General features: G+C 39.5%; 25 protein-coding genes. 21 read left to right on the top strand and 4 right to left on the bottom strand.

Going from position 1 to position 25,946, the window contains the following annotated elements:
* Positions 1-30: 30 nt before the first annotated feature.
* Positions 31-1,164: a M20/M25/M40 family metallo-hydrolase gene (locus DAHG_RS19895; RefSeq protein WP_022939174.1), complete on the top strand. Its 1,134-nt coding sequence runs from the start codon at positions 31-33 to the stop codon at positions 1,162-1,164.
* 134 nt (positions 1,165-1,298) lie between these two features.
* Positions 1,299-2,075 carry a sulfite exporter TauE/SafE family protein gene (locus DAHG_RS15020; protein WP_022939173.1) on the top strand — a complete coding sequence of 259 codons (777 nt, stop codon included), beginning with the start codon at positions 1,299-1,301 and terminating at the stop codon, positions 2,073-2,075.
* On the opposite strand, the gene DAHG_RS15015 is transcribed toward DAHG_RS15020, so the two are convergent.
* On the bottom strand, positions 2,040-2,861 hold the full coding sequence (locus DAHG_RS15015; RefSeq protein ID WP_022939172.1) for a carbohydrate kinase family protein: 822 nt from the start codon (positions 2,859-2,861) through the stop codon (positions 2,040-2,042). The two genes, DAHG_RS15020 and DAHG_RS15015, sit on opposite strands and share 36 nt — an antisense overlap.
* A 149-nt stretch (positions 2,862-3,010) precedes the next feature.
* On the opposite strand from DAHG_RS15015, the gene DAHG_RS15010 reads away from it, so the two are divergent.
* From DAHG_RS15010 to DAHG_RS14990, 5 genes are all read left to right on the top strand, one after another.
* Positions 3,011-5,374, top strand: a complete 2,364-nt coding sequence (locus tag DAHG_RS15010) for an anaerobic ribonucleoside triphosphate reductase (protein WP_022939171.1) — start codon at positions 3,011-3,013, stop codon at positions 5,372-5,374.
* A complete protein-coding gene (gene nrdG, locus DAHG_RS15005; protein ID WP_022939170.1) occupies positions 5,367-5,891 on the top strand; it encodes an anaerobic ribonucleoside-triphosphate reductase activating protein in 525 nt (174 codons plus the stop codon). The genes DAHG_RS15010 and nrdG overlap by 8 nt, the downstream gene beginning before the upstream one ends.
* 96 nt (positions 5,892-5,987) lie before the next feature.
* The gene (ispF, locus tag DAHG_RS15000; RefSeq protein WP_022939169.1) at positions 5,988-6,470 is read left to right on the top strand and encodes a 2-C-methyl-D-erythritol 2,4-cyclodiphosphate synthase; all 483 of its coding nucleotides are present in this window, start codon (positions 5,988-5,990) and stop codon (positions 6,468-6,470) included.
* A 4-nt stretch (positions 6,471-6,474) separates the two neighbouring features.
* Positions 6,475-7,923 carry a glutamate--tRNA ligase gene (gene gltX, locus DAHG_RS14995; RefSeq protein ID WP_022939168.1) on the top strand — a complete coding sequence of 483 codons (1,449 nt, stop codon included), beginning with the start codon at positions 6,475-6,477 and terminating at the stop codon, positions 7,921-7,923.
* An 8-nt stretch (positions 7,924-7,931) separates the two neighbouring features.
* Positions 7,932-8,399, top strand: coding sequence for a hypothetical protein (locus tag DAHG_RS14990; RefSeq protein ID WP_022939167.1), 468 nt, complete (start codon positions 7,932-7,934; stop codon positions 8,397-8,399).
* Between the two features lie 435 nt (positions 8,400-8,834).
* On the opposite strand, the gene DAHG_RS19890 is transcribed toward DAHG_RS14990, so the two are convergent.
* Positions 8,835-9,719, bottom strand: coding sequence for a CPBP family intramembrane glutamic endopeptidase (locus DAHG_RS19890; protein WP_022939165.1), 885 nt, complete (start codon positions 9,717-9,719; stop codon positions 8,835-8,837).
* Between the two features lie 30 nt (positions 9,720-9,749).
* Positions 9,750-10,163, bottom strand: coding sequence for a helix-turn-helix domain-containing protein (locus tag DAHG_RS19885; protein WP_022939164.1), 414 nt, complete (start codon positions 10,161-10,163; stop codon positions 9,750-9,752).
* Positions 10,164-10,467: 304 nt separating this feature from the next.
* Here DAHG_RS19885 and DAHG_RS14970 point away from each other — a divergent pair, with 304 nt between their 5' ends.
* On the top strand, positions 10,468-11,805 hold the full coding sequence (locus DAHG_RS14970; RefSeq protein WP_022939163.1) for an MATE family efflux transporter: 1,338 nt from the start codon (positions 10,468-10,470) through the stop codon (positions 11,803-11,805).
* 94 nt (positions 11,806-11,899) lie between these two features.
* Positions 11,900-12,124, top strand: coding sequence for a hypothetical protein (locus DAHG_RS14965; RefSeq protein ID WP_022939162.1), 225 nt, complete (start codon positions 11,900-11,902; stop codon positions 12,122-12,124).
* Positions 12,125-12,185: 61 nt separating this feature from the next.
* Here the strand turns inward: DAHG_RS14965 and DAHG_RS14960 are convergent, their stop codons facing one another.
* Positions 12,186-13,172: a Gfo/Idh/MocA family protein gene (locus DAHG_RS14960; RefSeq protein ID WP_022939161.1), complete on the bottom strand. Its 987-nt coding sequence runs from the start codon at positions 13,170-13,172 to the stop codon at positions 12,186-12,188.
* A gap of 328 nt (positions 13,173-13,500) precedes the next feature.
* Here DAHG_RS14960 and DAHG_RS14955 point away from each other — a divergent pair, with 328 nt between their 5' ends.
* The 12 genes from DAHG_RS14955 to DAHG_RS19875 all read left to right on the top strand — a co-directional run bounded on the left by DAHG_RS14955 (position 13,501) and on the right by DAHG_RS19875 (position 25,893).
* Positions 13,501-14,874: an NAD(P)/FAD-dependent oxidoreductase gene (locus DAHG_RS14955; RefSeq protein ID WP_022939160.1), complete on the top strand. Its 1,374-nt coding sequence runs from the start codon at positions 13,501-13,503 to the stop codon at positions 14,872-14,874.
* Between the two features lie 203 nt (positions 14,875-15,077).
* Positions 15,078-16,352 carry a PTS sugar transporter subunit IIC gene (locus DAHG_RS14950; protein ID WP_022939159.1) on the top strand — a complete coding sequence of 425 codons (1,275 nt, stop codon included), beginning with the start codon at positions 15,078-15,080 and terminating at the stop codon, positions 16,350-16,352.
* A gap of 16 nt (positions 16,353-16,368) precedes the next feature.
* A complete protein-coding gene (locus tag DAHG_RS14945) occupies positions 16,369-18,291 on the top strand; it encodes a BglG family transcription antiterminator (RefSeq protein WP_022939158.1) in 1,923 nt (640 codons plus the stop codon).
* Between the two features lie 28 nt (positions 18,292-18,319).
* Positions 18,320-18,937: a YczE/YyaS/YitT family protein gene (locus DAHG_RS14940; RefSeq protein ID WP_022939157.1), complete on the top strand. Its 618-nt coding sequence runs from the start codon at positions 18,320-18,322 to the stop codon at positions 18,935-18,937.
* A 130-nt stretch (positions 18,938-19,067) separates the two neighbouring features.
* A complete protein-coding gene (locus DAHG_RS14935; protein WP_022939156.1) occupies positions 19,068-20,396 on the top strand; it encodes a 6-phospho-alpha-glucosidase in 1,329 nt (442 codons plus the stop codon).
* 41 nt (positions 20,397-20,437) lie between these two features.
* Positions 20,438-20,734, top strand: a complete 297-nt coding sequence (locus DAHG_RS14930) for a PTS sugar transporter subunit IIB (protein ID WP_022939155.1) — start codon at positions 20,438-20,440, stop codon at positions 20,732-20,734.
* A 13-nt stretch (positions 20,735-20,747) separates the two neighbouring features.
* Entirely contained in the window at positions 20,748-21,080 is a 333-nt protein-coding gene (locus tag DAHG_RS14925) for a PTS lactose/cellobiose transporter subunit IIA (protein ID WP_022939154.1), read from the top strand.
* A complete protein-coding gene (locus DAHG_RS14920; RefSeq protein WP_022939153.1) occupies positions 21,073-21,678 on the top strand; it encodes a hypothetical protein in 606 nt (201 codons plus the stop codon). Before DAHG_RS14925 ends, DAHG_RS14920 begins: the two co-directional genes overlap by 8 nt.
* Positions 21,679-21,716: 38 nt before the next feature.
* Positions 21,717-23,495 (top strand): HAD-IIB family hydrolase, encoded by a 1,779-nt coding sequence (locus DAHG_RS20665; protein ID WP_022939152.1) that lies wholly within the window; start codon positions 21,717-21,719, stop codon positions 23,493-23,495.
* Between the two features lie 114 nt (positions 23,496-23,609).
* Positions 23,610-24,236, top strand: a complete 627-nt coding sequence (locus DAHG_RS14910) for a YczE/YyaS/YitT family protein (RefSeq protein WP_022939151.1) — start codon at positions 23,610-23,612, stop codon at positions 24,234-24,236.
* 55 nt (positions 24,237-24,291) lie between these two features.
* Positions 24,292-25,503 carry an HD domain-containing protein gene (locus DAHG_RS14905; protein ID WP_022939150.1) on the top strand — a complete coding sequence of 404 codons (1,212 nt, stop codon included), beginning with the start codon at positions 24,292-24,294 and terminating at the stop codon, positions 25,501-25,503.
* 3 nt (positions 25,504-25,506) lie between these two features.
* The gene (locus DAHG_RS19875) at positions 25,507-25,893 is read left to right on the top strand and encodes a hypothetical protein (RefSeq protein WP_022939149.1); all 387 of its coding nucleotides are present in this window, start codon (positions 25,507-25,509) and stop codon (positions 25,891-25,893) included.
* The last annotated feature ends 53 nt before the right edge of the window (positions 25,894-25,946 follow it).

The following is a 25,946-nucleotide window of genomic DNA, read 5'->3' as shown; positions in this document are numbered from 1 at the left end:
GGCATACGGCTTTTCTTTTGGAGGAAAATCATGTTAAGTGAAAATTGTTTAGCATTTATTGAGCAGCATGAAAATGACTTGCTGCAGCTGATTGAAACATTATGCGGCATCTGTGCCCCAAGCAATCAAGAGCATCAAAGAACCGTGTTTGTTGAGCAATGGCTTAAAAAGCAGGGCTGTGAACATGTAAAGGTGGATGAAGCGGGTAATGTTTTATACTTTTATCAATGTAAAGAACATGAACGCTGGATGCTTGGCGTGGCTCATATGGATACCGTGTTCCCTGACTTAGAACCAATGCCGTTTTCGATTGAAGGCAATCTGATGAAATGTCCGGGCGTTGGCGATGATACGGCTAATTTAGCGGTGCTGATGATGTGCGCGAAATATCTTGCTGAATATAAACCGGCAATGAAACAGGGACTGCTGCTGGCGGCTGATACCGGTGAAGAAGGGTTAGGGAATTTAAAGGGCTGCAAACAGATACTGAAGGATTATGGCAATCGGATCGATCAGGTATTGGCGCTTGACGGCACGTATGAAGAAGCGGTAAACAAAGCCGTTGGCTCACTGCGTTATAAGGTAAAGGTTAAAACCGAGGGCGGCCATTCGTATGGCTGTTTCGGCAACCGCAATGCCATTCATCAGCTCGCCTCTTTAATCAATGTTCTCTATGCTTATAAAGTGCCAACAACCAGCAAAACAACGTATAATGTCGGCAGTATCAGCGGCGGCACAAGTATCAATACAATCGCGCAAAGTGCGGAAATGCTGTTTGAAATTCGCTCAGACTGCCAAGCGGATATGGCGGCATGTGATGCATATTTTCATTGCGCTGTAAAAACACTGGCGGCCAACGGCGCTGAGATTAAGGTGCAGCTGCTGGGGGAAAGACCATGTATGGGTGATGTAGACAAGGAAAAGCAGCAGGCACTTGAAGCATGGGCAAAGACTTTAATACAAAGCTATACAAATAAAGAAATCAATTTTCAAAGCGGCTCCACCGACTGCAACATCCCATTTTCAATGGGCATACCTTCCATCTGCTTTGGCGCTTATTTGGGTGATGGTGCCCATACCCGTGAAGAAGCAATTGAAATCGACTCGTTGAAAATTGGCTTTAAGCTTGGTATGGAAGCCTTATTAAAGGAAATTAAGCAATAAATTATCATTTCAGCTGATCATTGTATGAAATTATGTGCAATTTTAACATACTTACTGAGAAATCACTTAAACGGCGTTGGAACTGTTTTATTTCTGGAGTATAATTAATGTTGCTATAAGGAGGAAAAAGCGCAATGATCGGTATTATTTACGCAATTGTAATTTTTATCGCAACCTTTTTGGGCGCCTGTGCCGGCCTGGGCGGCGGCGTTATTATAAAACCTGTATTGGATTTTATTGGTGCACATGATCTTGCTACAATATCATTTTTATCGGCATCCGCAGTCTTTACGATGTCGGTGTATTCAACCTTTAAACAAATCAGAAATAAAGTAAAATTTGATTTTATCATGATCCTGCTGATTTCCGTTGGTGCGATTGTCGGCGGCAATGTTGGTTCAACATTATTCAACAGCATGCTTTCCATTATGGATGAGGGACTGCTGAAAGCCATTCAGGCGATTTTGCTGGCTGGACTGCTAATCATTGTGCTGGTTAATATGAATGGTAATTTTAAGACGTATCATATTAAGAATAAGCTGGTCATGCTGATCATCGGCTTAGTCCTAGGAACACTTTCTTCTTTCCTCGGTATTGGCGGCGGCCCGATCAATGTTGCGGTTTTTGTCTTCTTCTTTTCAATTGAAATGAAAACGGCGACCGTCTATTCTATCGCGACGATCTTATTTTCACAGGCATCAAAATTATTTACGATTGCGACGACCAGCGGTTTCGCCATCTTTGATTTAAGTTTGTTATTCTACACTTTACCGGCAGCTGTATTGGGCGGTATCGTCGGAACCTTTGTCAATAAAAAATCGGATGAAAAAATCATCCGAAATATCTTTAATGTCACAGTTGCATTATTAGTTGTTTTAAATATCTACAATGCTGTTACGGCTCTGCTGTAACAGTTTTAATTTGCTGATTGATGGGGAGACAACCTCGGGATGACAGAATTTCTCAGCCGCTGTCCGCTGTCCGAAGCTGACACATTCATCAAAAGGCAGATCACTTAAATATGCACTCATGAAGCCAGCCGCAAAGGTATCGCCGCAGCCAAGGGAATATCCCGGCTGATCCGTACATGCCGGCTGTTTTTTTATGCCGGAATAATCATAGATTACACCGTCTTTATCACAGGTAATTATGACCCACGAAAAGCGCTTTTTTAACTGTAATATCGCGGTTTCTAAATCAGGGTTCAGCTTTGCGGCTTCCTCACGGTTAATGATTAAGCCATGCATGAAATTGTTACCAGAAGGGATTGAACCTGAGAAAATGACCTTGTTTGGCATCGGCAAGAGCTTTTCATTGTCGGTCAGCACATAGGGCTGAGGTATCTGCAGCGGTGACTGAAATAGAAAGGTTGGTGAAATAGTTGATAGCTTCATGTGCTGATGGCGGTCAGAAAGAAAGGCAAAGAGCGGTGAAGGGGCGTCGACGACTGTTTCATGTAATGTAATATACTTACTATTTAGTGTATTATGGATCAATTGGGCAAAATCATCATTACCGAGAATAGTATAAAAATGAACAGGAAAATCAAGCAGTGCGCAGTTTCTTGCTGTGTTGCACATGCTGCCGCCGACCGATACCGACATGCTTCCTTTGTTGCATTGGTTAAACTTCAGCGCTTCTTTAGCGGTAAATACTTGATCGATCATTGATGTGCCGATGATTGCTAATTCTTTCATTGGATGACCTCTTTTCTTATTTAAAGGATAACATATTTTATTGAAAATTGAATCGGGATTTTTTCATTTCTTACATTTCAGCTTGCCATTGTATTCATTGAAGCAACCCTTTATAATTGTACTACATGCGTTGCAGGGAGGATGAAATTATGATTACAAAAATAAAGAAACGTGACGGCCGAGAAGACCTTTTTTCTCCGGATCGGATTACCCGCGCAATCTTTTTGGCTGCCAGTACAGTAGCTAAAGAAGAGGGTACAGAGGCTGATTATAATACTGCTGAATATCTGACAGACCGGGTTGTAGGGCTGTTAAGCAAGGAATTTAAAGATGTTGTGCCAACCGTGGAACAAGTACAGGATGCGGTTGTTAAGGTGCTGATTGAAACCGGTCATGCGAAGACCAGTGAGAAATATATTCTGTATCGTGCGGAACGGACAAAAATCCGTAATATGAAAACCCGTCTGATGAAAACGATTGAAGAAATTACTTTCTCTGATTCTGATGAAAGTGATTTAAAGCGTGATAATGCCAATATTGACGGTAATACAGCTATGGGAACTATGCTGCAGTATGGCAGTGCGGTTTCTAAAGAATTCTGTATGAGTCAATTGATGAATCCTGAACATGCGGCGCTGCATGAGAATGGGGATATTCATATTCATGATATGGATTTCATGAACATGGGAACGCTGACTTGCTGTCAGATTGACTTAAATCAATTGTTTAAGGGCGGTTTTTCTACAGGTCATGGCTTTTTAAGAGAACCGCAGGATATTATGAGTTATGCGGCATTAGGTGCAATCGCGATTCAAAGTAATCAAAATGATCAGCATGGCGGACAGTCAGTGCCGGCTTTTGATTTCTATATGGCACCGGGAATTATTAAAACTTTCAGAAAGAGTTATATCGATAATGTGAAAAAGGCTGTTGAATTGATGGTTGATGCCAAGGCTGATCCAAGTGCAGATTTAAAAGCGCTGCAGGATCAGGAGGACTTATATCCGCGCTTAGAAATGAATCCTGAATATCTTGCGCGTCAAAAAGCAATCTTGACTGAGAAGTATGGTCTTGAACCTGAGGTTTTAAAGAAAATCGAGGATTTTGCTTACAGTGAAGCATATGCTGAAACGGATAAGAAAACTTATCAGGCGATGGAAGGCTTTATTCACAATCTGAATACAATGCATTCAAGAGCCGGTGCGCAGGTACCTTTCTCAAGTATTAATTTTGGTACTGATATTTCACCAGAAGGCAGAATGGTTTCCAAAAATCTTGTATTAGCTCAGGAGGCAGGTCTTGGTAACGGTGAAACGCCGATTTTCCCTATTCTGATCTTTAAGGTTAAAGAGGGTATCAACTATAATGAACAAGATCCTAACTATGATCTGTTCAAATTAAGCTGCCGTGTTTCCGCAAAGCGTCTGTTCCCGAATTTCTCATTCCTTGATGCACCGTTTAATAAACAATATTATATTCCGGGCCGTCCAGAATCAGAAGCTACCTACATGGGCTGCAGAACTCGTGTTGTCGGTAATGTATGCGGTGAAGAAACCGTAAATGGCCGCGGTAATATCTCCTTTACATCAATCAATTTGCCGCGTATCGGTATCAAGCATGGCGTTGTAACCCTCGGTCGTTTTGATGAGGCTGGTTTCTTTGCGGAGCTTGACAGTAAGATTGACGCCGTTTTTGCGCAGCTGTTGGAAAGAATGATTATTCAGGGACATAAGCGGGTTAAAAACTTCCCGTTCCTGATGGGACAGGGCGTATGGCGCGGTTCTGAAAATCTGGATTGGAATGATACGCTGGAAGAGGTTATCAAACAAGGTACTTTAACGGTGGGATTCATCGGTCTTGCGGAATGTTTAAAAGCAGCCATCGGTGTGCATCATGGTGAAAGTGAAGAAGCGCAGAAGCTGGGCTTAAAGATTGTTTCACATATGCGTGAGAGAGCGGATCAGGCTGCTCAGCAGTATAAATTGAATTTCTCATTGATCGCGACACCAGCTGAAGGACTGTCTGGCCGCTTTACCCGTATGGATAAAAAGCGCTATGGCATCATTGAAGGAGTTACTGATCGTGATTATTATACAAACAGCTTCCATGTGCCTGTTTATTATCACATTAATGCATTTGAGAAGATTAAAAAGGAAGCGCCTTATCATGAGATGACTAACGGCGGTCATATTACATATATTGAAATGGATGGCGATCCGCTGAATAACCTGGAAGCCTTTGAAGCAGTTGTACGCTGTATGAAGGAAAGCGGTGTAGGTTATGGAAGTGTCAATCACCCGGTTGACCGCGATCCAGTATGCGGCTATTCAGGTGTGATTGAAGGTCACTGCTGCCCAAAATGCGGCCGTGATGAACTAAAGAGTGAAGTTAAGTTTGAGAAAATCCGCCGTATTACCGGCTATCTGGTTGGTACTTTGGATCGTTTCAATGACGCGAAAGCTGCGGAAGAAAGAGATCGTGTCAAGCATGTCGTAAGCAGCTCACATGAGTAAGCTGCGGCTGGCAGCGCCCTGCAATATTGACAGCATTGTTGATGGACCGGGGCTGAGAATTGTTGTTTGGACACAGGGCTGTCCGCATCACTGCCCATTCTGTCACAACCCGCAGACGCAGTCATATGAAGATGGCTTTGAAGCTGACAGTGATGAGATTGTCAAATTCATTCAGGCTTCACATCTGCAGTCAGGCATTACGCTGTCAGGCGGTGAGCCGTTTGAACAGCCGCTTGCGCTAATGCCGATCGCGCAGGCCGCAATTGAGTTGGGTTTGAATGTCTGGGCATACAGCGGCTATACTTATGAAGAGATTATAGCGGATGAAAATAAATTTGCTTTATTAAAATTGGTCGATGTGTTAGTAGACGGCAGATTTGTCAATGATTTAAAGCATTATAAGCTGCGCTTTAAAGGCTCAAGCAATCAGCGCATCATTGATGTGAAAAAATCATTGGCTGAGCATCAAGTGATTTTAAGTACCTACGATGAAGTAAATCAGCAATTAGGCAGTTAGTATATAACAACTGCCTTTTTCTTTGCGAATAACGATTAAGGCTTTTAAACAAAGGTAAAAGTGGTATAATAGTAAAGCTAACGGCGAGGTGAAATCATGTTTAGAATAGGACAATCTACGGATATACACAGACTGGAAAAAGGGCGTAAGTTAATTCTTGGCGGTGTGGAAATTGAGCATGAGCTGGGACTGTTGGGGCACAGTGATGCTGACTGTCTGCTGCATGCAATCAGTGAAGCAATCTTAGGTGCATTGGCGTTAGGTGATTTGGGCAGTCATTTCCCGGATAATGATCCGCGTTATAAAGACGCTGATTCGCTGATGCTGCTTCATGAGGTAGTTCAAATGATGAAGGCAAGACAGTATGCAATTGGCAATATTGATGCCTTGATTCTAATTGAAAGACCTAAAATGGCACCGCATATCGAGAAGATGCGCGGCAATATCGCGGGGGTGTGTGAATGCTCAATAGATCAGGTCAGTGTTAAGGCAACCCGCGGTGAAAAATTGGGTTTTATTGGACATGAGGAAGGCGCAGCCGCACAGGCAATCGTCCTGTTAGAAAAAAAGGAAGGTTAAACGAATGGAAAAGCGAGTTAGAGTAAGATACGCACCAAGTCCTACGGGATTTTTACATATTGGCAATGCCAGAACAGCAATGTTTAATTATCTGTTTGCGAAGCATTATCATGGCGATTTTGTTTTGCGGATTGAAGATACCGATGTTGAGCGCAATGTTGAGGGCGGTGAAGAAAGTCAGCTGCATTATCTGCGCTGGTTGGGAATGGAACCTGATGAATCACCGTTGAAGCCAGGGAACTATGGCCCTTATCGGCAGATGGAAAGGCTGGATCTATACAAAGCAGTCATTGATGAATTATTAGATCGGGGGCTGGCTTACAAGTGCTTCTGTACCAGTGAGGAGCTGCAGGCAGAGAAGGAAGCTCAGGAAGCGGCTGGCATCGCACCGATGTATAACCGCAAATGCGCTTATTTAACCCCAGAAGAAATCGCCGAAAAAGAAGCGGCGGGACTGCCTTATGTGATTCGTCTGCGCGTGCCGGAGGGTAAGCATTATACGTGGAAGGATATGATTCGAGGTAAGATCAATGTTGAGTCTAAGGATATCGGCGATTGGGTTATTGTGAAATCTAATGGCATTCCAACTTATAATTTTGCGGTTGTCGTTGATGATCATTTAATGGAAATTACCCATGTATTCCGCGGTGAGGAGCATATTTCTAATACACCGAAACAGCTGATGGTTTATGAAATGATGGGATGGGAAGCTCCTGAATACGGTCATATGACCTTAATTGTGAATGAACAGCATAAGAAGCTGTCGAAACGTGATAACAGCATCATGCAGTATGTTTCCCAATATGATGAAGCCGGCTATCTGCCGGAAGCAATGTTTAACTTCATGGCTTTATTAGGCTGGTCACCTGAGGGTACGGAGGAAATATTCACTAAAGAGGAATTGATTGAACAATTCTCTGAAAAACGTTTATCTAAGGCACCTTCGATGTTTGATAAGCATAAACTGGCTTGGGTAAATAATCGTTATATTAAAAAATTGACACTGGAAGAATGCGCGGCCTTATGTATTCCTTATTTGAAAAAAGCTTATGACTGCAGCAATATCAGCGATGAATGGCTGAAGCAGTTAGTGGCACTGTATCAGGAACAGTTATCCTATGGACAGGAAATTGTAGAATTGACGGAAATTTTCTTTAAGCAGTCCATTACCTATAATGATGAAGCGAAAGAAGTTCTGGCATGGGAAACTGAAGCCGCGGTATTAAGTGAATTTAAGCGTCAGCTTGAGATGCTTGAGGAGTGGAGCGTTGATGGTTTGGCAGCGGCAATCAAACAGGTTCAGGTTAATACTGGCATTAAAGGAAAGCCGTTATTCATGGGTATCCGTGTCGCGGTTACAACGTCTCTGCATGGCCCGGATCTTAAAAACTCAATTCTGATGATTGGTAAAGAGGAAACATTAAAACGTGTAAACCAGTGTCTGAATGCCTAGGAGGATTTATGAATCAATCTTATTATGAAAGCGTAAGGAATCAGTTTGAACGCTTAAGAAAAGCACTTCAGGAAGACGGCCAGACAGTTAATATGTGCGAGTGTATGTTCCTTGGGTATGCATTGGATTGTATAAAGCTGGCTGATGAAGAATTTCAGTTTGAACTGGACGGCAGTGAAAGCAGCTTGCTTCAGTTTGATGAAATCCTGCATGCGGCACATTTAGCTTATCAGACAGGTGAGTTAAAGGAAGCGGATTTGGCTGAGTTTTCAAAGCTGTTTGCAGGGTATGCGGGTACTGTTTTGATTCAGCAGCTGGGCGGCGTTTGGACTTATGCTCAGGATGCGGCAGAACATGTAGGCCCGGCTATCGATTTTAATGGCAATCATTTATTTATGGTCGGAAAAATGGCCGATTGTATTATCAAGGATGAGCCTTATTCAAGATTTTATCAATGGATCAAGGAAAATCAATAAATAAGAAGCGTTGAATGAGACAGGCGGTAATTTATTGCCTGTTTTTATTGTGATGGGAAAGCATTAATAATGGTCTAATTAAATCATAGCTAAGGGGAGGACAGCTTGTGCCGAAGATTGTTTCAAAAGATTTATAATACTCAGTAAAATTCTCAGAATTGTGCCATAAAGTCAAAGAACCATTAAAAAAGGATATAACGATCATGAGTGTTAAATATTATGAGCTTTGTCAGAATCTATATAAAGAATTTGAAATGTCAGAACAAAAAATCAGAGAAGGTAAAACAAAGAACGCAAGAAATTCTCTTAGCATTATGAAGATAAGATATACTTAATGAAGAATTGAGGATATAACAAGAAAAAGCACTTTAACTAATGTTTAGGTGCTTTTTATATACGCAAATATGCTTGGAAATCAACATCTGAACTATATTATTATTTCAGGCAAATAGGTATATCCACATATCCTTTTTTTGCTTTAACGTACTCTTCTTTATAAAGTAAAGAGTAGCAGATGCATGAAATAAAAATGAATAGGCTGCCCCCAATGATACCGGTTAGATTTGGCCCAATAAAAGAATTAGCAGGCTGACTCATAAACAGCTTCACAGGAGTAATTTTATCAATGGCATTCAAGGCAGCATGGAATATGATAGAAGGCCAAAGATTACTAGTCTTGAAATAGAGCCAAGAGGACAAACCACTTACTACTATGCAAAACAAAATCATGGCTAACATACCAAGCACAGGGTGTTCAGTACCATAATTGAAACCAGTTAAGATGATTGGAGCATGCCAAATTCCCCAAATTGTACCACTTACTAAAACTCCTTTAAAACGTCCTATCTGTTCAGCCAGTGCTGGCAGCAGGAAACCACGCCATGCAAATTCTTCGCCTAGACATTGCAGTATTCCGCCGATTGGATTCATCAAGACGGCTAATGGCAGCATTACCATTAACTGACTAAAATAAGCTGAACTGCCTGTCAACTGCCACTGTTTGGCAATTTCAGAATGGAGTGGATCGAAATGATTAGGGAATAAGGTAAAATAAATAAAAGCACCACCGAAAGCGAGCAAAGGAGTAGCAAAATATACAATTAAAAAAATCTTTTTATTTTTAGATAAGTCTGGCTTCAGTTGCTTAAAATTAAGTGGCTGATGAGTAATTTGCTGAGTCAGAATACAGCTTATAGTTGGTGTGAGCATCAAAATTGTCAGCACTGATGGTTTCATAGATTGAATGTATATACCACTTAAAACGGCTAAAAATAATCCTGTAAATATTAAAAAGATTAAGATATTTTTTTGAATTTTCATAAATGTTCCTCTTTCTAAGGTGAGAGGAAATTATTTTTTTATGAATGAAAGGGTTAATAAAAGACAAGCTGCAAATAACAGTCCAACTGTCATTATTGCCATTAAATTGTCAGAGAGTTTAAATTCTAGCATCAGTGGAATGGCAAGAATAGCGATTGCAAACAAAATGACTGAGCTGATTCTTAACAGCTTTTTCATTGGATATGTCTTTGACGAAGATTGCATTTCTGATTTTGATTTTTCAATTTTCTTAACCTGAAGCAATTCATCTACTGATAAATTGAATAAATCACAAAGCGGAACAATCTTATCAAGATCGGGTGTACTTTCATTTCGTTCCCATTTAGAAATAGTCTGTCTTGATACATTAAGCTTATCACCTAATTCTTCCTGACTTAAATTTTGTTGTTTTCTAAGTTCATATATCTTTTCACCAAGATTCATTCCTTCACCTCCCCAATATTGTAATCAAACTGATGAAGTGCATCTACCAGATTTGGTTGTCACTTTGTCAACTGAATTTAACATTCTATGTTTAACATGATTTTAAACACTTTGCAAGTACCTATTATCAATTCAGCCAGAGCAGCTGATGAAAGTGAATATAAGTTTTCATTTTTAATAGTGCAATATAAAATCTATACTGATAGCGTTTACATGCTCAGTAAGCATTTTTTTCATTTTTGAATTGATGTATAATTATCAATTATATCGTTAATCAATCAAGATTATGAAAAGAGGCGCAGGGATGGATAGGAAATTATTTGATAATGCGGCATTGAAACGTTTGATTATTCCATTGGTAATTGAACAATTTCTGGCAGTATTTATGGGTATGATGGATATGATCATGGTATCCAGTTGTGGTGAAGCGGCTATTTCAGGGGTGAATTTGGCAGACAGCATCAATATTTTAATTATAAATGTACTTGCCGCTTTAGCTACCGGCGGGGCGGTGGTAGCGAGTCAGTATTTGGGTAAACAGGAGCCTGAAAATGCAAGTAAATCAGCAAAGCAGCTGATTTATTCAAGCTTGATTTTTGCATTAGCATTGGCAATAGGCTCCATGCTTTTCTGCAAGCCGCTTTTAGGTTTTGTCTTTGGCAGTGTTGATGCTGAGGTTATGGGTAATGCAACAACTTATTTCTTTATAACAGCAATATCTTATCCATTTCTTGCTTTGTATAATTCAGGGGCATCTCTGTTTAGAGCGATGGGTGATTCTAAAGTCAGCATGAAGGTCTCAATGATCACTAATGTTGAGAATATTGTCGGTAATTACATTATGATTTTCCCATTACAGATGGGAGTTGCCGGTGCGGCGATTTCAACGCTTGTTTCACGTTTGACAGGTGCCGTTATCATGCTCGTACTGCTGAAAAAAGAAGAGAACCCAATTCATATCAAGAAATACTTGCATTTTGAATGGAGTAATTCTTTAGTAAGTAAAATCCTGGCTGTCGGTTTGCCAAGCGGTATGGAGAATGGTATCTTTCAATTGGGCAAGATTTTAGTGCAAAGCTTGGTATCAACCTTTGGCTTAAGCGCAATTGCGGCTAATTCTGTTGGTTCTACAATGGCCTCTGTCTGTACGATTCCAGCGGCTGCGATTGGTTTAGCCTTAGTTACGGTGGTCGGACAATGCATGGGAGCCGGTAAACCAGAGGAAGCGGCTTATTACATGAAAAAACTGACAGGCATTGCTTATGTCTGCATCTTTGTTACAGCAGCCCTCACTTATCTGTCATTGCCGTTTATCTTCCGTCTTTATCAGCTATCACCAGAAACAATGACTATTGCCAGAGAGCTGGCGGTATCCTTCTGTATTGCATGTGTTATTTTCTGGCCAGCCAGCTTTACCTTCCCAAATGGTCTGCGCGCGGCAAACGATGCCCGTTATACGATGATTGTATCTGTATTATCCATGTGGATCTTCCGTGTTGGCAGCGCCTATGTTTTTGCCCAGTACATGAACATGGGAGTTATGGGCGTATGGTTTGCGATGTATCTGGATTGGATTGTACGGCTATTATTCTTTGTTTTACGCTTCAAAAGCGGCAAGTGGCAAAGACGCAAGCTTGTATAAGTTATACAGGGATTTCATTTTGATAGAAAATATAGATAAATATTCGAGATATAATATAGCCATTGAAAATAGATACTGAGAAAAGAGTAGGCTTATGAGTAAAAAAAAGAAAAATAACAATAACAGTGAATGCTTTGATGAGTTCGATTATATATATTATGAAGCATTGGACACTGCCGAACAGCAGAGAAATGATATAAAGAAACTTATTATTCTATTGATTGAATATGATATTCCAATTCCTGATGATATTATCAACAAATATCTTAAAAAGGATTCGTATATTGATAACATATCAGAAGAAGATTTGCCTTTTTAATGAAATACTATAACTGCACAGCCAAATGTTACTTGACTGTGCAGTTTTTAAATTTTAACTATTATTTATCAGCATCAAATACAATGCCAGCATCTTTTCTTGCGGCTTCCATCACTTCACAAACGCTCAGTGAATAATCAAGCAGCTTGTAACAAGCGTCATAATCTTTTGCTTCTACAATCTTTAAGAAATCCTTCATCTCATAATACAATGCAGTAATATCTTCCTGATCATTGATGATTTCAACTTCTTCACGATCATTCAAGTGAATTTCAACCTGCCGGCAGCGGCTTGTTTCACCTTCAATCAGCATATATCCCTTTTCGCCTTGGATCTGTGCCATATTATGACTCTTTGTATCCTTGCAGCCAACTGCTTCAGCATAGAACCCATCATATGTGAAAATCAATACGCCGGAAGTATCGATGCCATTGTGAGCTAGATTTGCGAAATAATTGATTTTCTTTGGTTTGCCAAACAAGCCCATAATAAAATTAGTATTATAGACATTAATATCCATCAAAGCGCCGCCAGAGAATTTAGTTGTGAATACATTCGGCGATTCGCCTGCTAAAAATTGATCATACTTTCTTGAATATTGTGAGAAATTACACTGAACCATTTTCAAAGGCCCCAGCTCACCGATTTTTTCTTTCAGACGTTTAAAATTCGGCAGATGAATCGTTGTGATAGCTTCAAAAAGGAATAAATGTTTTTCCTTTGCCAAGCGGATCAGTTCCTGACATTCTCTGACATTGCTGGTAAACGGTTTTTCACCAATGACATTCTTGCCAGCTTCTAGTGCTTTTAAAGCGTAACTGTAATGCAGACTGTTAGGTGAAGCAATATAGATAAAATCTATTTCCTCATCCTTCAGCATCTCTTCAAAATCGGTATATACTTTCTTAACATTAAACTTATCAGCCAGCGCGCGGCCTGTTTCTTCTTTTCTTGAAAAAACAGCCAGGCATTCGCAATTTTCATTATGCTCTACCGCGGTTAGAAACCATTCGACAATAAAACCAGTTCCAATCGTACCTATTTTCATTTGGATCACCTCTGTGTCTATTGTATCATGGTTGAATTGTTTAGTCAGCCTACACATTTGCATAATTACCATAAAGCTGGTTTGATGATTTAAAAAATGTTCGAAACATAAACCATTGTACATCAAAAGTGTTTCTTGTTATGTTTATATAAATGAAGCAGTTATCCGTGTGATTCTGTTTGCTTTTGTATACATTGTTTAAAAATCAGCAGTGAACATTGAGACTCATAGTTTATTATGTTTGATTGAAAATATTTACATGTTGACAATTGACCTTTTACTTGTTTTAATGAACGATGGGTTAAACCGTAAAAGGAGGCTTTTTTTCGTGAAAAATAAATATGATGTGGTAATAATCGGCGGTGGTATCGGCGGTATAATGACTGCTTATCGTCTGGTGGAGAATGATCCGTCTTTACAGGTGGCAATCTTTGAGAAGGGGAATGCTATTACTAAAAGACAATGTCCAATCGTAGCGAAGAAAGTAGAAAAATGTGTAAAATGTCCATCTTGTTCAATCATGGAGGGAATGGCAGGCGCGGGTGCATTCTCAGATGGCAAGTATGTAATATCAACCGAATATGGCGGCTGGCTGACTGATTTTTTAAAGCCGGAAACGGTTATTGATTATATTGAACAGGCAGATAAGGTCCTCGTTTCCTTTGGTGCTACTGAGGAACGCTATATGCCTAATAATGAATTAAAGAAGCTTTGTCTCCAGCATGATCTTCACATGTCACAGGCTCAGCTTAAACACTTGGGTACAGATTCTAATTTCGATACAATGCGTAAGCTGATCGAGTCTTTAGAAGGTAAGGTAGAAATTATTACCGGTGCTAATGTTGTGGATGTGGATAAGGATAGTCACATCGTTCGTGTTCAGCATGCCGGCGGCGAGCATTTTGTGGAGGCAGAGAAAATTGTATTCGCAGTAGGCCGTGTGGGCAGCCGTTTCTTCTCAAAATGGTGCCGTGAAAATGATATCAAGCTTGAGAATAATCAAGTGGATATTGGTGTGCGAGTAGAAGTTCCAAGCATGGTGTGGGAAGATTTTTCTAAAAAAATCTATGAACCTAAAATTTGGTATCGTTCACAGAAATACGGCGATGTTACTAGAATGTTCTGTTTTAATGAACGGGGTCAAGTAGTTACGGAGTTCACTGACGGAGTGCTGACTGTCAATGGCCACAGCTATCGTGATCAGTCACGCAAAACCGAGAACTCTAACTTTGCCTTGCTGTCAACGATTCGTTTTACTGAACCATTTAAGGAACCGATTACCTATGCGCGTCATGTTGCTTCGCTGGCTAATTTGATTTCTGGCGGCAGTGTGCTGGTACAGCGCTTGGGTGATTTGGAGGATGGCCGCCGAACTACGGAAAAACGTCTTCGTGAATCATCACTGCAGCCGACATTAAATGCGGTGCCGGGTGATTTAAGTCTCTGTCTGCCAAAACGCCAACTGGATAATATTGTAGAGACATTGCATGCGCTTGATGTAATAGCGCCGGGTACAGCGAATTATGATACACTGCTTTATGGTATTGAGTGCAAATATTATTCGGCTCGTCCTGAATGTGAGGATTTTGCAATTAAGGGCTGTGAGAATATTTATGCAATTGGTGACGGCGCTGGTTTTACCCGCTCCTTGTCACAGGCTGCCGCGAATGGCCTGTATGTTGCTGATAAATTAACTAAATAAAGAATACCGCAGGAAACTGCGGTATTTTTACAGTTTTCCCTATGGATAGGAAATCATTTATTTGCATTGATTATCCTTACAATTTCCACACACTTAGGAAATTAAATATTTGCGGTAAGAATAAGAGTCTTTTATACTGGAATCAACAATTAATAAGTGTCGACGAAGCGTAATTGTTTTGAAAAGGAGATAGGGAAACTATTATGAATACACTACAAAATGTGTTGATGAAATACCTAATGCCAATTGCAAATAAGGTAGAACAGCAAAAGCACCTTCAAGCTATTAAGGATGGAATGATTGCCGATATTCCTATTGTTATCATTGGATCAATTTGCTTACTGCCAATTGCATTTATGAATTTGCTTGGAAGTGGTCCTATTTATGAATTCCTAGCTAATAATATCAGTATTTTCACCTATGCCTCATTGTATACAAATGATATACTTTCTGTCTATGCGGCTTATTTCATTGCTTCCGCACTCGCAAAACGTTATGACATGAACGCATCAAGATCAGGTATTACTTCAATTGCAGTCCATTTGATTTTGTCCGGTGTTGCTATTGAAGGCGGTATCGGCATTGAGTATCTAGGTGCATCAGGCTTATTTACAAGTATTGTTTCAGCAATTTTATCAGTAGAAGTTTCAAGACTGCTGCTTAAACATCACGTATATATTAAACTGCCTGACAGCGTACCGGAAATGGTTGGTGAAAGCTTTAAAACATTAATTCCACTAGTTATTAATGTTATTGTTGCTGTAATAATTGCTAATCTGTCTTTGGCAATGAGCGGTAAAGTATTCCCAGCACTTGTTATGAGTCTGCTTGCACCAGCAATTAGTTCAATGGATTCATTACCTGCATTATTAACCGTTATCTTTTTTACTCAGCTGCTTTGGTTCTTTGGGTTACATGGACCTTCAATTACATCAGCTGTATGGGCACCGTTTGCTATAGCTTATGGAGCTGAAAATATTGCTAATTTTGCCGCTGGAGCTCCTGTAAGTCATATCTTTACATTTGGTTTATATTATAATATTCTTCAAGTAAGTGGATCAGGTCTGACATTAGGTCTAGTATTCCTTATGATGAAGTCAAAATCAAAAGCCTTTAGTTCAATGGGAAAAGTAGCATTAGTACCTTCATTATTTGGCATAAATGAACCTGTTATATTTGGTCTTCCAATCATTTTGAATCCATATATGCTGATTCCGTTTGTATTCGGACCGTTGGTTATCACTGCTATGACCTACTTCGTTATGAATACAGGCTTTATTGGAATGCCAATTGCTAATCCGCCAGGATTCTTGCCGCCAGGTGTCGGGGCCTTCTTAATGACTCTTGACTGGCGTTCAGTAATCTTCGTATTCGTATGTCTGATTCTTATGACCTTATTCTATCTGCCATTCTTCAAAACGATGGAAGCGGAAGAACTGAAACGGGAACAGGCAAGCGAAGCAGCTAATAATAACTAGAGACGGGAGAAATTACATGTTCACTGGGAGACAACTTAAAATCATCGAGCTGATATTCAACAATACTCAAGGTATTCACGGTTCTAAAATCGCCGAGCTTTTAAGTGTGTCTTCCAGAACAATCCGTCATGAAATAGGTGAAATTAATGATCGCTGGCAGAATGAATGCTGCATTAAATCATCGAAAAAGAGTGGTTATTATTTTCAAGCAGAAAATATCCAGTTTGTCCGAGATTTTTTATTCAAATATCGCAATCTCGAAAATGAAGATACAGATAGTGAAAAAAGACGTTATGCGATCCTTGGCTTACTGCTTTTTGATGAAGATATGGAACTTGATGAAATTGGTGAACGACTCTATGTTTCATCACAAACGGTGTATAAAGATATTCTTAAATTACAGCAGCAGCTGAAAAAGAAATATGGAATTGAACTTTTAAATATATCTGGATCGTATGTACGCATTATTGAGGATGAACATAAAATACGGGAATTAATGTTCAAAATCATTAAAGATGAAGTTTTAATTAAAGAATCCGCGGGTACACATTATCTTAAAGATTTACTGCCGGATGCCTATGATCAAAGTGAATATGAATATTTATTAGAACAAATCAAACATTATTTTAATGAACAAGGTGTAATGCTGACGGATGGTAATTTGATTATGGCCGCAAGTGCTATTTATATCGCGATTGTCAGAAACCAATACGATTATCGAGCCGCAGAGGTAGAAAATAGCGGTATAGATAGTAATGTGAAAAGGCTGATTGATGTACTCATACAAGCACAATGGTCGCTTTATCCTCAGGATATGTATTCTTTGAATCAATTTCTGCATACATTCAAATTAAATGATGAAAAGGATGAAAGTGATATCAGCAATTTCAGTATACATGTATTAGATGAATTCTGTCAGGAAGTATTGGATAAATACAATTTTGATTTGCGTACTTCAGAAGCACTTTATTTGAATATGCTGGCTCATTTTGAATATATGCTGCGCCGTCTTGAAAATGGGTTTCAGTTATTGAATCCAATTCTTGATGATGTAAAGAAAAAATATCCATATGCTTATGAAATTTCTATGTTAATTGTTCATATCGTGTATAAATATAAAAACACCTATGTTCAGGATGATGAAATTTCATACATTGCAATCTATTTAGAGCATTTTCTTGAGAATGTAAATCAAAAATTAAATGTGATCTTAATCAGTTCAGCACGGCTTAGTGTTTCCCATATTCTGTTGAATTGGCTGAAAAATAACTTCAGCAATCAGTTAAATGTTCAGACCGTACTGCCGATTCATTCTCTAGCTAGTTATGTGAATGAAAATGCGGTTGATTTGATATTATCGACTAATGATATGGCACTACATCCAATTATTCCAACTTATAAAATTAACAGCTTGCCAAGTTCACAAGATCAATTGCTTTTGAATGATATGATTCATACAATCAGAATCAGTCAAAGATTCAGAGAAGTTGTAAAAAAACATTTTAGTCCGGAAATGATTAAGATTTATGAAGATAAAACGACGTTTGAATCAATTATTACCGATATGGCTCAGAAGCTGGAAACGTACAATAAAATCAATGATGCAGAAGAATTTGCAAAGGACGTTTTACAAAGGGAAATTAATTATCCGACCTTTGTTAATGATCTTTTTATGATTCCTCATCCGCTTATGACATTTGCTAATAAGACAGCTGTTTCAGTTGCAATATTAAAGAAACCGTTGTTGAAAGATGGCCGTTCAGTACAGTTAATTTTCACTTTAGCAATTGAACGTAAGCAGAATGATGATGTTCGCGTGTTGTTTCAGATTTTTAAACAGATTGCCGCAAATAAGCAATCAATGAAAATGTTGATCGAGGCAACAGATAATAATAAGTTCTTATCTGCATTAATCAATTTATCTGGTTCGATTCAATAATTCTGCCATCAGACAGAGAGGGTTGAATATGAATAAAGTGTATTTAGCGCAGTATATAAAACGATTTTGTTTTTTGATACTAGGTGCATTTATCACAGGTGCTGCAATTGGTGTATGCAACCGCTCCGGTTGGGGAGCAGACTCAATCACTGTTTTCTATGACGGGCTTGCGAAGACAGCAAATATATCGGTGGGTGAAGCCAGCAAATGGACGGCGCTTACAATGGTTGGAGCGGCAGCACTGATTGATTGGCGGCAGCTTGGATTGGGAACCATTATTGCCCCCTTTTTTACGCAGTATGGTATTGATCTATCAATGTGGTTGCTTCAAGGCGCAGCTGGCGGTATGATTGGATTTCTCTATTTTGCGGTAGGAATTACATTCATTGCACTGGGAATTGCACTTATGGTTTCAATGAATCTAGGCAAAAGCTCATATGATGCACTGCTTTTAGGTTTAGTAAATCGCTGCGGATTTTCATATGCGCCAATTCGATGGGTGTTTGATACAGGTTTATTAGCTGTTGGATTTTTACTTGGCGGCAAGGTTACTGTGGGTACTTTTATCGCCATTTATTATCTAGGCAAAGCAATCCCATTCTTCCGATATCACATAGAGTTAAAAGTCACTGCAAGGGTTATTTAAAACGTTTCCTAAGCGGTAGGAAATTGAATATTTGTTTAAGGCAGACAGCTTTGATATAATCACGATGACAATAAAATCTAACATTCAATGTATCTCTTTATTGTTTCAAATAGAAAGAGAGGAAATAAATATGAAAAAGAAATCATCAGTTGTAATTGCAGGCGGAGGCAGCACTTATACGCCGGAAATCATTTTAATGTTATTAGATAATCTCGACAAGCTGCCGCTTCGCAAGATAAAATTATATGATAATGATGAAGAACGTCAGAACAAATTAGCAAAGGCTTGTGAGATTATTGTAAAGGAAAAAGATCCAAGTATTGAATTTTTGGCAACCACTGATCCGGAATTAGCATATACGGATGTTGACTTCTGTCTTGCTCATATCCGTGTAGGTCAGCTGCCAATGCGCGAGATGGATGAAAAAATCTCGCTGAAGCATGGCGTAGTCGGTCAAGAAACTTGCGGCCCAGGCGGCATTGCATATGGTATGCGTTCAATCGGCGGTGTGCTTGAGAATATTGAATACATGGAGAAATATTCACCCAATTGCTGGATGCTGAACTATTCCAATCCAGCTGCTATTGTTGCAGAAGCATGCCGGCGTTTGAAACCTAATTCAAGGGTGATTAATATTTGTGATATGCCAATTGGTATGGAAAATACAATGGCAGAAATTTTAGGAGTAGCATCAAGAAAAGAGCTTGATGTACGTTATTTTGGTCTTAATCATTTTGGCTGGTGGACATCAGTTAAAGATAAAGAAGGTAATGAGTTACTGCCGAAGCTGCTTGAACATCAGTTAAAATATGGCAATTGTATGACAGATGGCGGCGGCAATTTTACAGATGACAGCTGGCAGGAAACAGCAAGAAAAGTTAAGGATATTGTGGCGGTTGATCCGACATTAGTACCAAACTCTTATTTGAAATATTATTTATTTCCAGACTATGTTGTAGAACATTCAGATCCTAATTATACAAGAGCGAATCAGGTCATGGATACAAGGGAAAAGCGTGTGTTTGGTGAGTGTGCGCGAATTGAAAAAGCCGGTACAGCAGTTGGCACCTGTCTGGAAATTGGTATTCACGCATCATTTATTGTTGATTTAGCGACAGCACTTGCATTTAATACACATGAAAGAATGCTGCTGATTGTTCAAAACAATGGAGCTATTGAGAATTTCGACCCTGAAGCGATGGTTGAGATTCCGTGCATTGTAGGTAAAGATGGTTATGAACCTTTGTCAATTGGTAAGATTCCTACTTTCCAAAAAGGCTTGATGGAAGAACAGGTTGCGGTTGAAAAGCTGACAGTCGATGCTTGGCAGGAAGGCAGTTATCATAAATTATGGCAGGCTCTTACATTGTCTAAGACAGTGCCTAGTGCAACCGTAGCTAAAGCAATTCTTGATGATATGATTGAGGCAAACAAGGGTTACTGGCCTGAATTAAAGTAATTGTATCAGCCATCTATTAGGTATGAAAAAAGGAGAATTATATGAAAATATTATTATGCTGCAATGCAGGTATGTCCAGTTCAATATTGGTTAAGAAAATTCGTGAAGCCGCAAGTAAAAGAGGCATGGATTTAGAAATAACGGCTGTTGCTAATTCAGGAATTCGCGATGAAGTGGGGAAATGGGACGTATGTCTTGTAGGGCCTCAGTTGGTATATGCGGTTAGTACGATTCAGTCTCAGCTTAATATACCAGTAGCTAGTGTTGAACCACGTACTTATGCGATGGCTGACGGGGAGAAGGCATTGGATTTTGCTCTCAGCCTGCTGAATAAGTAAGCAGGAAATAATTATGGTAAATGTTGAGAAATTATCTGAAACGGCTATGCATATCATAACCTATGCCGGTTTGGCAAAATCATATTATATGCAAGGTTTGATGTATTATAAGGAAGGAAATACAGAAGCAGCATTAAAGTTAATTCAGGAAGGTGAAGATGAATTTATCCGGGCACATCATGCCCATGGAGAAACTTTGACAAATGAAATGTCTACATCTGATCCGCAGATTTCATTATTAATGGCACATGCTGAGGATCAGTTGATGAGTGCAGAAACAATCAAAATCATGGTTATGGAACTGATTGATGTATATAAGGAAAAGCGAGGAAATAAAGGTGAGTAATTATAATATTTGGGCAGATTCTAAAACACGGAATGGTTTCGCGGCTGATGAAATAATCTCCTGTCTGCAAAAGGCAATCCGCCGTTCAATGGTTGAAGAGGCGTGTCAGTATGCGTATGAATTATATACATCAGGACCTATTTTCTTAGATAAGGTATGGCGCCGGTTGCTGACAATTTCAGTTGAGGATATCGGTTTTGGCAATTTGGATGCGGCAGTGCAGATAAATGCTTTAGATCAAATGCGAAAAAGCTTTCCTTATGACGATGGTGACCAGCCGATGTATTTTATCCATGCGATACGAATTCTATGCATGAGTACAAAAGATCGGTCTAGTGACTTTTTGAAAAATATTATTATAAAGAGTGCTGCTATGGGCAGGAAGCCTGAAATCATGGATGTTGCACTTGATAAACATACTCGCCGCGGTCAATCAATGGGAAGAGGTTCAAAGCATTTCTTTGAAGAGGGCTGTTTAGTTTTTCCACAATTAGAAGTTGATAATGATTATAGGGAACGCTATGGCAAGATTCTTGAGGAATATGACCCCGAAAATGTTGTTGAGAATGCCTTTGTTTATAATACAGGTCAGTATTAAAGAGTTGTTTCGGCAACTCTTTTTTGAAAGGAGAGTTTATGAAGGCTTTTGAGAGCGTGCGGTTAACAAACATTGAATTAAAGAACCGTTTTATTCGATCAGCTACGTCAGAACGTCTTTGTTTGGATAATGGCCATTTGAGTGAAGCTTATTATCAGCATTATGAGAAACTGGCGCAAGGTGGCGCAGCCATGCTTATTACTGGCTATACATATCCTGATGAAGCTTTTAAAGTTAAATCACGAATGGCTGGGTTTTATGATGACAGCTTTATACCTGAGTATCAGCGGCTGACAGCTTTAGCTCACTGTTATGATACAAAACTTTTGCTTCAGCTTGTTCACGGCGGAAGTTCGTCCTCATTGGGCTGTATTGAAAGTGCTTCGGCTATACCTCATATATCATCAGGATTGGTTCCAGAAGCTATGAGCAAGGAAAGATTAAAGACAATCACTAATATTTTTGTAACTGCGGCTATACGTGCAGAGCGTTGTGGATTTGACGGTATACAAATCCATGCCGCACATGGGTATTTGTTTTCACAATTTTTAGATCCTCGAATGAATCAGCGAATGGATGAGTATGGTGGCCCAATCAGCAATCGAGCTCGCTTGCTTGTTGAAGTGATAAAAGCAATTGATAAGCAAGTTTCCAAGCATTTTCATATTAGTGTAAAAGTGCATTGTTCAGATTTTAATATTAATGGCATGTGCTTTGATGAAGCTTTAGAATTATGCGGCTTATTAACAAAAGCAGGCGTTGATTCAATTGAGATAAGCGGGGGTGATTATGCAGCACGCAAAGGGGAGCTGTTTTATCAATCAGAAGCGGCACTGATTGCTGAAAAAGTAAATATCCCAGTATTTTTAGTGGGGGGTGTACGCAGTCTGAAGGCTGTAGAAAAACTGTTATGCACGACATCAATCGCTGCAATTTCAATGAGCCGTGCTTTATTATGTGAGCCCAATCTCGTTAATGCTTATTATTATGGCAAGAAAGCATCACCGGATTGTCTGCAATGCCGTACATGCCAAGCTTGTATTCTGCCATCAAAACATGCACCCGCGCTGTTTGTTTCTGACGTAGACGGTACAATCTCAATGCATGGCGTTATTTCAAAAGCCGATGTGGCTGCTGTAAATCAATATGCTAAACATAATTATCTAGCTTTTATCAGCGGCAGATCATTGTCTAATTTAAAGTGCGATTTGGACAAACATAAGATTAATTATGATTTTCTCGGAGCATATAACGGTGCTTATTTAATTGATCGATGTGGCAAAGTTTTGATCGATCATCCGCTTGCTATTGAAATGGAGGAATTGTTTGAATTAATAAGTAAATTTCAGATTAAAGGATATGCTTTGACAGGTAAAGCAGGGATGTATTTTAATATTATGGATACTGATTCGATCATGAATAAAATGAAAACATCATCCTATGAACCACAGATTGAACAGCGAGAGGTAATGAAGCAGCTATATTCAGTGAATATAGAATTCAGAGATGATAGTACAGCAAGTTTGTTTATCGCACAGGCTGAAGCTTTAAAGTTGAATTGTCAGATATATCTGAATACGCATTTTGTTGATATTGTAGCGTATCGAACCGGTAAGCTTGAAGCAGTTAAATGTCTGCAGTCAGCACTTGGTCTTGAAAGAGAAGCAGTTACTGTTATTGGTGACAGCTTTAACGATTTGCCTATGATTGAAGCTTATAATAGCTTTGCAATTTCTTCTGGGGATTTGAAAGTCATTAAAGCGGCAGCTAATCAGGCTGACAGTGTTGAAGCGGCTATCCATCATATTATGGGTTAATAAATTAGAAACAGTCTATCGATAATGATAGACTTTTCGTCATGCAAAAAATGCACTTGATTACAAAAAAATGATATAATAGATAAAATAGCATGAATCGTGACGGAGGAAATTATGAAAAATATAAATATGTATAAACTTGTTCTTCGTGCGCTTTTTTTAATAGGCGGCGCTGCTTTAAATGGGTTCGCGATCGGCCTGTGCAATCAGTCAGGCTGGGGAGCCGACGCGATTACGGTCTTTTATGGCGGCTTATCATCAACCTTTAATATAACGGTTGGGGCAGCAAGTACCTGCACGGCGATCGGTATGCTGATACTGGCAGGCATCATTGACTGGCGTCAGCTTGGTTTAGGTACCTTGATCACACCTTTTTTTACCCAGTTTGGAATTGATTTCGCTATGGGCTTGATTCCTCACCAGCAAGGCTGGATCACATTTGTAATGTTCGCATGCGGTTTGCTTTTAATGGCAATCGGCATCGCGGCTATGATTGATGCAAATCTTGGTAAATTTTCATACGATGCTTTAATTTTAGGATTAGTTGATAAAATGAAAAAGCCGTTCCATATGATACGCTGGACATGTGATATTCTGCTTCTTGTTTCCGGTATGATCTTAGGCGGTTCGGTGACAATCGGCACTTTTGTAGCCATCTTTGCATTAGGTAAGCTAATTCCGTTCTTTACCAATCAATTCAATCTAAGATTTAAAATGCAAAATAAGGAACAATACTCATAATCTTACATAAATAATGTAAGATTAGAAGCTATAATACTGTCAAGGAGGATTTATTATGCAGAGAACAAGTGAAACAAAAGTATTAAGAGATCCGATTCATGGTTATATTCATGTAGACCTTCAGGTTATCTGGGATTGCATCAATGCCCGTGAATTTCAGCGGTTAAGAAGAATTCATCAGCTTGGCGGTAATTTTCAGGTTTATCATACGGCTGAACACAGCCGGTTTGCACATTCGTTAGGGGTTTATGAAATTGTGCGGCGAATGGTGTATGAGGTGCATGCGCTGAATGAGCAGCTGAGTGAATATGATAAGATGACAGTCATGCTGGCGGGCTTGCTGCATGATATCGGACATGGGCCTTTTTCCCATGCGTTTGAAGCCATTTCATCAGTAAAACATGAAGAATTCACAGTACGGATTATTCTTGAAGATACAGAAATTAATCATATCCTAAGAGCGGTGGATGCACGGCTCCCGCAGGCTGTGGCATCTATTATTACCTATGATCATCCCAATCCTTTACTGAATCAAATCGTAAGCGGACAGCTTGATGCGGATCGAATGGATTATCTGCTGCGTGATGCTTATTTTACCGGTACCAGTTATGGTGAATTCGATCTTGAACGCATCATCCGTACTATGCGTGTACGCAATGGCAAAATTGTTGTGAAAGAGAGCGGGATTCATACGGTTGAAGATTACATCATGGCTCGCTATCATATGTATTGGCAGGTTTATTATCATCCGATTGCCCGCAGTTATGAAACAATCCTGCATTTATTATTTAAACGAATGAAGACGGTTTATCGTGAACATCCTGAATGGCTGTCTGATTTGAAGATGTTTCTGCCGTTTCTGGCAAAGGCTCAGCCAGATGTGCATGATCATTTCATACTTGATGAATCAGCGGCTTTATATGGCTTTACTGTGCTGACAACAGGCAAAGATCCAATCCTTGCGGATTTGGCAGGCCGCTTGCTGAATCGCCGTTTGTTCGCCTATACCACGATTCATAATGACGAGGATATCGATGCAATCCGCACTGAAGTAGCACTGCGCGGTTATGATACAGAATATTATCTTGCTTGTGATCAGGCGTATCAGCGGCCTTATCAGCCTTATAAGGCGGGTGACGGACATAATATTTGGGTCATCTGCGAGGATGATTCTGTTAAGGAATTATCAGAAATATCTGATATTGTATCAGCAATCGTCCGCGGCAAGTCAAAGGAAGATAAAAAGGCTTTCTATCCTGAGGTTTAACCTATGTATCTTATCGATCTTGTTTGTTTTGATGATTTATCCGTGAAGCAATGCCGTATTGAAACAGAGGAAGCCAAGGATGAATTTCTTGTCCATTGTCTATTCGATGAAAGAGCTGTTATCGGCATTGGAGACAGTATGTTTACCGCGTTTCAAAAGCTGATGGATCAATTGTATTCGATGCATTATGGTATGAACTGTCAGGGTGCTAAACAAAATGCGATGCAGTCTGCCATGGCTTATGCGAGTGATAAAATTTATCTTCTCACACTTGGACAACAGGCTATGAAAAAAGATTTAGTCAGTATGTTTGAACCTGTTGAATTAACAATGTATTGCCGCAGCGATGAGCAATTGGAATATGCCCAGCAATGGCTGGCAAGTCTATGAGACAGCGGTATGAAGCTGAAAAGAATAATATATATCAATAATATTGAAGTAAC

This window comes from Dielma fastidiosa, assembly GCF_000313565.1.
Lineage (GTDB): Bacteria > Bacillota_I > Bacilli_A > Erysipelotrichales > Erysipelotrichaceae > Dielma > Dielma fastidiosa.
Note: the sequence above shows the minus strand (reverse complement) of the source record. Positions and strands in the feature narration are given on the sequence as shown.

Excerpts from the sequence above, each read along its gene's own strand:
- DAHG_RS14990 (WP_022939167.1), top strand. The coding sequence starts at position 7,932 with ATGAATCAATCTTATTATGAAAGCGTAAGGAATCAGTTTGAACGCTTA.
- DAHG_RS14950 (WP_022939159.1), top strand. The coding sequence starts at position 15,078 with ATGAATACACTACAAAATGTGTTGATGAAATACCTAATGCCAATTGCA.
- DAHG_RS14935 (WP_022939156.1), top strand. The coding sequence starts at position 19,068 with ATGAAAAAGAAATCATCAGTTGTAATTGCAGGCGGAGGCAGCACTTAT.
- nrdG (WP_022939170.1), top strand. The coding sequence starts at position 5,367 with ATGAGTAAGCTGCGGCTGGCAGCGCCCTGCAATATTGACAGCATTGTT.
- DAHG_RS19875 (WP_022939149.1), top strand. The coding sequence starts at position 25,507 with ATGTATCTTATCGATCTTGTTTGTTTTGATGATTTATCCGTGAAGCAA.
- DAHG_RS14925 (WP_022939154.1), top strand. The coding sequence starts at position 20,748 with ATGGTAAATGTTGAGAAATTATCTGAAACGGCTATGCATATCATAACC.
- DAHG_RS14930 (WP_022939155.1), top strand. The coding sequence starts at position 20,438 with ATGAAAATATTATTATGCTGCAATGCAGGTATGTCCAGTTCAATATTG.
- DAHG_RS15015 (WP_022939172.1), bottom strand. The coding sequence starts at position 2,861 with ATGAAAGAATTAGCAATCATCGGCACATCAATGATCGATCAAGTATTT.
- DAHG_RS19895 (WP_022939174.1), top strand. The coding sequence starts at position 31 with ATGTTAAGTGAAAATTGTTTAGCATTTATTGAGCAGCATGAAAATGAC.
- DAHG_RS19890 (WP_022939165.1), bottom strand. The coding sequence starts at position 9,719 with ATGAAAATTCAAAAAAATATCTTAATCTTTTTAATATTTACAGGATTA.
- ispF (WP_022939169.1), top strand. The coding sequence starts at position 5,988 with ATGTTTAGAATAGGACAATCTACGGATATACACAGACTGGAAAAAGGG.
- DAHG_RS14940 (WP_022939157.1), top strand. The coding sequence starts at position 18,320 with ATGAATAAAGTGTATTTAGCGCAGTATATAAAACGATTTTGTTTTTTG.
- DAHG_RS15020 (WP_022939173.1), top strand. The coding sequence starts at position 1,299 with ATGATCGGTATTATTTACGCAATTGTAATTTTTATCGCAACCTTTTTG.
- DAHG_RS20665 (WP_022939152.1), top strand. The coding sequence starts at position 21,717 with ATGAAGGCTTTTGAGAGCGTGCGGTTAACAAACATTGAATTAAAGAAC.
- DAHG_RS14965 (WP_022939162.1), top strand. The coding sequence starts at position 11,900 with ATGAGTAAAAAAAAGAAAAATAACAATAACAGTGAATGCTTTGATGAG.
- DAHG_RS14945 (WP_022939158.1), top strand. The coding sequence starts at position 16,369 with ATGTTCACTGGGAGACAACTTAAAATCATCGAGCTGATATTCAACAAT.
- DAHG_RS14910 (WP_022939151.1), top strand. The coding sequence starts at position 23,610 with ATGAAAAATATAAATATGTATAAACTTGTTCTTCGTGCGCTTTTTTTA.
- DAHG_RS14960 (WP_022939161.1), bottom strand. The coding sequence starts at position 13,172 with ATGAAAATAGGTACGATTGGAACTGGTTTTATTGTCGAATGGTTTCTA.
- DAHG_RS19885 (WP_022939164.1), bottom strand. The coding sequence starts at position 10,163 with ATGAATCTTGGTGAAAAGATATATGAACTTAGAAAACAACAAAATTTA.
- gltX (WP_022939168.1), top strand. The coding sequence starts at position 6,475 with ATGGAAAAGCGAGTTAGAGTAAGATACGCACCAAGTCCTACGGGATTT.
- DAHG_RS14970 (WP_022939163.1), top strand. The coding sequence starts at position 10,468 with ATGGATAGGAAATTATTTGATAATGCGGCATTGAAACGTTTGATTATT.
- DAHG_RS14905 (WP_022939150.1), top strand. The coding sequence starts at position 24,292 with ATGCAGAGAACAAGTGAAACAAAAGTATTAAGAGATCCGATTCATGGT.
- DAHG_RS15010 (WP_022939171.1), top strand. The coding sequence starts at position 3,011 with ATGATTACAAAAATAAAGAAACGTGACGGCCGAGAAGACCTTTTTTCT.